Origin of the sequence: Mycobacterium sp. (assembly GCF_039583785.1) — a bacterium.
In the GTDB taxonomy this organism is placed as follows: Bacteria; Actinomycetota; Actinomycetes; order Mycobacteriales; family Mycobacteriaceae; genus Mycobacterium.
Genome location: NZ_JAVKSG010000062.1, coordinates 1 through 4757 on the forward strand (window position 1 = coordinate 1; position 4757 = coordinate 4757).

Sequence of the window (4757 nt, forward strand, 5' to 3'; positions counted from 1 at the left end):
GCGCCTTTCTAGACGGGAAGCTGTGTCCCGGTTTCTTTTTCGCCGAACTCGAAGACCTCGGCGGCGACTTCGTAATCGGCTGCGAGCGCCGAGCGTCCGATGAGTACCGGGCCGCCCTTCAACCCGAGCCGACCGTCGACTCCGACGTAGCTGCCCGGCGGAATCGGTTCGCTGATGCAGTACAGCGTCGTTGCGGCGCCTTCCTCGATGTCGTTGCCGAATTGATTCGCCAACAGATTGATCACCCGGTGGAAGCTGGCCATCATCGGCTTGTCCGACACTTGAGAAAGGTTCGACGACACCCAACCTGGGTGCGTGAGCTGCGTGGTCACCGGCGACCCCGCGACGCGCAGCCGGCGGTCGAGTTCCAGTCCCCACAGCATCACCGCGAGCTTCGAGCGCGCGTACGCCGGATACGCAGCCCACTTGTGCGAGCGCAGGTGCATGTCGTCCAAGCGCAGCGTCGCTGATTTGTGGGCGTCAGATCCGACGTTGATGATCTGTGAGCGCACCCGGCCCAGCAGCAGGTTGGTCAACGCGAACGGGCCCAAGAAGTTTGTCCCGAGGGTCATTTCGAACCCGTCGACGGTTTCGGTGCGATGCTGGACGACCGCTCCGGCGTTGTTGATCAAGATGTCGACGTCGCCCTCGAACCGATCGGGGAATGCCCGCACCGACGCGAGGTCGGCGAGATCGAGTTCGGCGATCGAGGTGGAGCCTCCGATCTCGGCGGCCCGTTGAGCGCCCAACTCGGTGTTGCGGACGGCGAAAATCACATGCGCACCGGCGCGGGCGAGCAGGCGCGCGGTGCCGAGGCCGACGCCGTTAGTAGCCCCGGTCACGATGACGCGTTTGCCAGACAGGTTGCCGAGTCGGCTCGACGACCACGATGTAGTCACCATCCGACCCTAGCCCCTGCGACCTCGGCGGGTGGAGTCAAACAGCAGCCCGGCGTAGGCTGCGGACGGAAGCACAGGCCTGACGAATTGCAGTTGTCAATGCTTAAACACCTGTATAACTTGATGTTTCGTCGAAGGAACGCACAGTGACCGAGCTGAAGACGACCCTGCCGCCAGCCTTGAGCAGAGCACTCGAATTGCTCGCCGACCCGCCCGCTGACCCTGACGTCAGCAACGGTTATCTGGACCTGCTGAGCACCACCGACGACGATGTAGCCAAAAACGACGGTGCCATCCAGGCGGTCTGGGCATCTTCGATCGGCTCGTTCGTCTACGACAACGCCCAAGCGCTGACCCGGCGGTTCATCGCCGCCATGCAACTCCCCCTTGAGTGGCTGAACATCCCGGCAGGCGGCGTCGCCCTGGACGTCGGAGCCGGCCCCGGTTCCGTCACCACCTCGCTGGCCCATGCCGCCAGCCAAGACGGGCTGGCGCTGGGCATCGACATCTCCGAACCGATGCTGGCTCGCGCGGTGCGCAGTGCCGCGGGTCCGCAGGTCGGCTTTCTGCGTGCCGACGCGCAGAAGCTTCCGTTCCGCGACGCGACGTTCGATGCCGCAATCTCGGTCGCGGTGCTGCAGCTGGTCCCCGATCCCGCCGCGGCACTGTCCGAGATCGCGCGTGTGCTCAAGCCCGGCGGACGGCTCGCGGTCATGATTCCCACCCTGCGTCCGCCGGTCGACCTGTGGCGGGCCCTTCCCACCGGTGGAGCCCACATCTTCAGCGAGGACGAGGTCGGCGACATCCTCGAGGAGCACGGGTTCGCCGGCGTACGGGTCAAGAGCATCGGCACGTTCCAGTGGGTGCGCGGTAAGCGCGGCTGATCCATCTCGTCGAGTGGCCAGTTATGGCGCGAAAACCCGCCGAATCTCCACATAAGTGGCCGCTCGAACAAGCCTCAGGCCAGCGGATGGTTGTCACGCACGCCGCCGTACATGCCGCGGCGCACGATCAGCGGCATGACCACGCGCTCGACCGGCCAAGACGGGATGCGGAGCGCCTGACCGGTGGGGAGGAAGACTTCCAAGCCGTCGGGCTGGATACCCAGGATCGAGCCCCACCGGTGCCCGGGCGCCCGGTAGGTGCGCGGGCGACCACCGGTCAGTTCGGCGTGAACATTGCGCGCGACCAGCGCGTCACCGCGATTGCGGGCCGAACTGCGTAGCGGGTCGGTGGCCGCGACGTCGCCGACCGCGAACACCTCCGGGTGACCGGGCACCCGTAGCTCGCCGGTGACACGGACAAAGCCGCCGTCGTCGAACAGTTGGCCAGGCAGCCAGTCGGTGTTGGGTCGCACCCGTCCGATTGCCCACAGCACCGCGTCGGCCGACGCCGCTGGCTGTCCGGTGCTCCAGTCGACACCGCCGCCGGTGATTTCGTCGCCCGCGAAGCCGTTGACCAGCGCGGCGCGATGGCGCGGATGCAGGCCGACGCCGAGATCGGTGAGGCGGCGGCTGATGCGCTGCCAGATCCGCGGGTGGTAGTCGGCCAGCGCCCGATCGCCAGGAAAGTAGAGGTCGATTCGCTTGTCCGGCCAGGTGGTTGCCAGGTTCACGGCGCTGGTGACCGCGGCCGCACCGCCGCCGACGACGATCACCGACGCGGCGCCGGCCAGGCGGTGGTGATCGGCATGCAGATCGGCGCCGACATCCGCGGCCGACTGCAGGGTCGGGCGGCGCCAGAAGCCGTTGCTGACGCCGGTCGAGATGACCAGCGCGTCGTATCCCTCGACGAATGGTGTGCCGTCGCCGCCGCGGCCGGACACGGTCCGAAGAGCAAGATCCACGCCGGTCAGCGCGCCCTGAATGATCCGCACCCGGTCCAGTCGCCGAAACCTGTCGAAGGGAATCCAGTAGTCGCGGGCCCAATCGCGCGGGCGGGCCAGCCGGACGCCGAGTTCCTGGCCGCTGACCAGGCCGGGTTTGACCGAGACGCCGACGACATCGAAATGCTTGGCGAGCCGCATCGCGGCCAGAATGCCCACATCACCCAAGCCCGCGACGACGACGCGTGTGCGCCTCATGCCGCAAAACTGTAACAGGTTCTAGTTACTGAAACTCCGTGGCGCCCGGGAGAACTACGTCGGCAGAAGTCAGGTGGGCGGGCCATGGCCTCGATGCAAATTTCCGCCGGCGCAATCAACGCGAAGCTTCCGGTATCCGCCGCGGCCTGGCTAGACTTCGGCGTGTGATGATGCCCGCTACCCCCTGGGGGAACGAACGTGGGCAGCTGCCGCAGCGCTTGCTGGTCGGTAGTCATTTCGCCAGCCGCAGGCAGGCACGCAGGCTCAGCCGTCGCTTCGCACACGTCGGCGTGAGCACGTCGCCGGACCGGCTCCGGCAAATGCTGGCCGGTTCGCCCGTCGCCCACGCCGAGGTCGCCGATTTCAACTTCGCGCTGATCGCGACTCAGCTGAGGCGTGACGAGTTCAGCGCGAAAATCCGGCGCATGAAGCGCCGCGGCACTCGCTCACTGCTGTTCCTCGGCATGGTTCTCGTCACGCTGAACTTCCTGTTCTGCATGGCCTACGCATTGTTCAGTCTGACCCTCGAGGGCTCGCCGCTCTGAGGCCGTCATCGCCAGTCCGCGATGGTCAGCTCGAGAATCTCGTCACGATCGGCGGCCAACAGGAAACCCGACTGAATCGCCGAGTCGAGTGATGCCGTGAAGCGCTGTAGATAGTCTGATGCCCCGCCGGGATACAACCGCTGCACAGTCGGGGCGTCGAACGGCTCACCGGAGCCGAAGAGCGAGGACATGGCGTTCTCCTCGCCGCCGACGCCGCACGTCCGGGCGATCGGCACGTCCACCCACGGTGTCCTGACACCTCCTCGTACGAGGCCGTGTTGGTCGAGAACAGGCTTCTCACACCGCATCTCGATGGGTTCGCAGCCGGGCACCGGCCGGCCCTCGCTCACCCAGCCGTTCAGCTGCGACAATACCGCCTGCAAAACGTAGTGATGTTGCGGCGCAAAGTTGACGAAGTGATCCAGTTGCCGGCCCATCAACATGTCTGTCGGCGCGTACGCCGCAACGATGTCGGCGAGGCGTGCCGAGCCGGTGTCTATCGGCGCAACCTGAATCGTGTAGTTGTCGGCGTGCGCAGTTCCGGCAATCTCCCACACCCGAAGTCGTTGGTTGTCAGGCTGTCTGGCCCTGTGATAGCCCTGGCGACGGCCGCCTAACAAGTCAGTCTCGGTGATGATCGTGACGAGGGGGACGCGCATATCCGGACGAAAGGCGACCGCCTGAGACGAATTGGCTTCGGGCACTTCGAATATCGAGCTACCGTCCAGCGGGGCAGCGGGTCCGAATCGCGAATGCACCAGAAAGCCGCCGTAGACCCGCGCAAGTGGGTCGACGGCGTTGATATACGTCGTCAGGAACAGTGCCGACTGCGACTCGCCCACCGCGATTACGTGTTCGGCGAGCAGCCCACGCAACATCTCCCTCTTGCGTGCCAGTCGGCCGGCCTGGGAGAAGATGTCATAGGCGTGAGCGCCGCCGGCACGTCATTGATCGGCACGTCCGCATCGTAACTCGGCTGTGCGACAGCCGGCAGCGCGGATCGAGAGCCTACAGCGCTCCGGCAATCGTCACAGCTACGCCGAGATAGCCATCGGCAGAACTGATTCCACATTGCACGACCGCAAGCCGGAAGCCGGGATCGGATCGTTACTCACCACGCTCAACCCAGCGAGCCGTCTCCAGGAGCGGATCGCGTTACGAGTGACGTCGACAATCCGGGCGGCGCCGGCATCTAGGTTGGCCAACCGGTGCGCACGCAGCGCGTTGCCG

General features: G+C 65.9%; 5 protein-coding genes and 1 pseudogene. 2 read left to right on the forward strand and 4 right to left on the reverse strand.

All coding sequences use genetic code 11. The annotated features are described in order from the left end of the window. Positions 1–8: 8 nt before the first annotated feature. Positions 9–899 (reverse strand): SDR family NAD(P)-dependent oxidoreductase, encoded by an 891-nt coding sequence (locus ABDV69_RS16325; RefSeq protein ID WP_343576226.1) that lies wholly within the window; start codon positions 897–899, stop codon positions 9–11. A 146-nt stretch (positions 900–1045) separates the two neighbouring features. On the opposite strand from ABDV69_RS16325, the gene ABDV69_RS16330 reads away from it, so the two are divergent. Next, a complete protein-coding gene (locus ABDV69_RS16330) occupies positions 1046–1783 on the forward strand; it encodes a methyltransferase domain-containing protein (RefSeq protein ID WP_343576227.1) in 738 nt (245 codons plus the stop codon). A gap of 74 nt (positions 1784–1857) precedes the next feature. Here the strand turns inward: ABDV69_RS16330 and ABDV69_RS16335 are convergent, their stop codons facing one another. Continuing rightward, on the reverse strand, positions 1858–2982 hold the full coding sequence (locus ABDV69_RS16335; protein WP_343576230.1) for an FAD-dependent oxidoreductase: 1125 nt from the start codon (positions 2980–2982) through the stop codon (positions 1858–1860). Between the two features lie 167 nt (positions 2983–3149). Between ABDV69_RS16335 and ABDV69_RS16340 the strand changes: the two genes are divergently transcribed. After that, positions 3150–3527 (forward strand): hypothetical protein, encoded by a 378-nt coding sequence (locus tag ABDV69_RS16340; RefSeq protein ID WP_343576260.1) that lies wholly within the window; start codon positions 3150–3152, stop codon positions 3525–3527. A 5-nt stretch (positions 3528–3532) separates the two neighbouring features. Here ABDV69_RS16340 and ABDV69_RS16345 read toward each other — a convergent pair. Next, positions 3533–4465, reverse strand: a pseudogene (locus tag ABDV69_RS16345) (alpha/beta hydrolase domain-containing protein); the annotation flags it as partial. A 96-nt stretch (positions 4466–4561) separates the two neighbouring features. Beyond that, positions 4562–4757, reverse strand: a 196-nt coding sequence (locus ABDV69_RS16350) for a hypothetical protein (RefSeq protein ID WP_343576233.1), incomplete at its 5' end; no start/stop codon positions are given.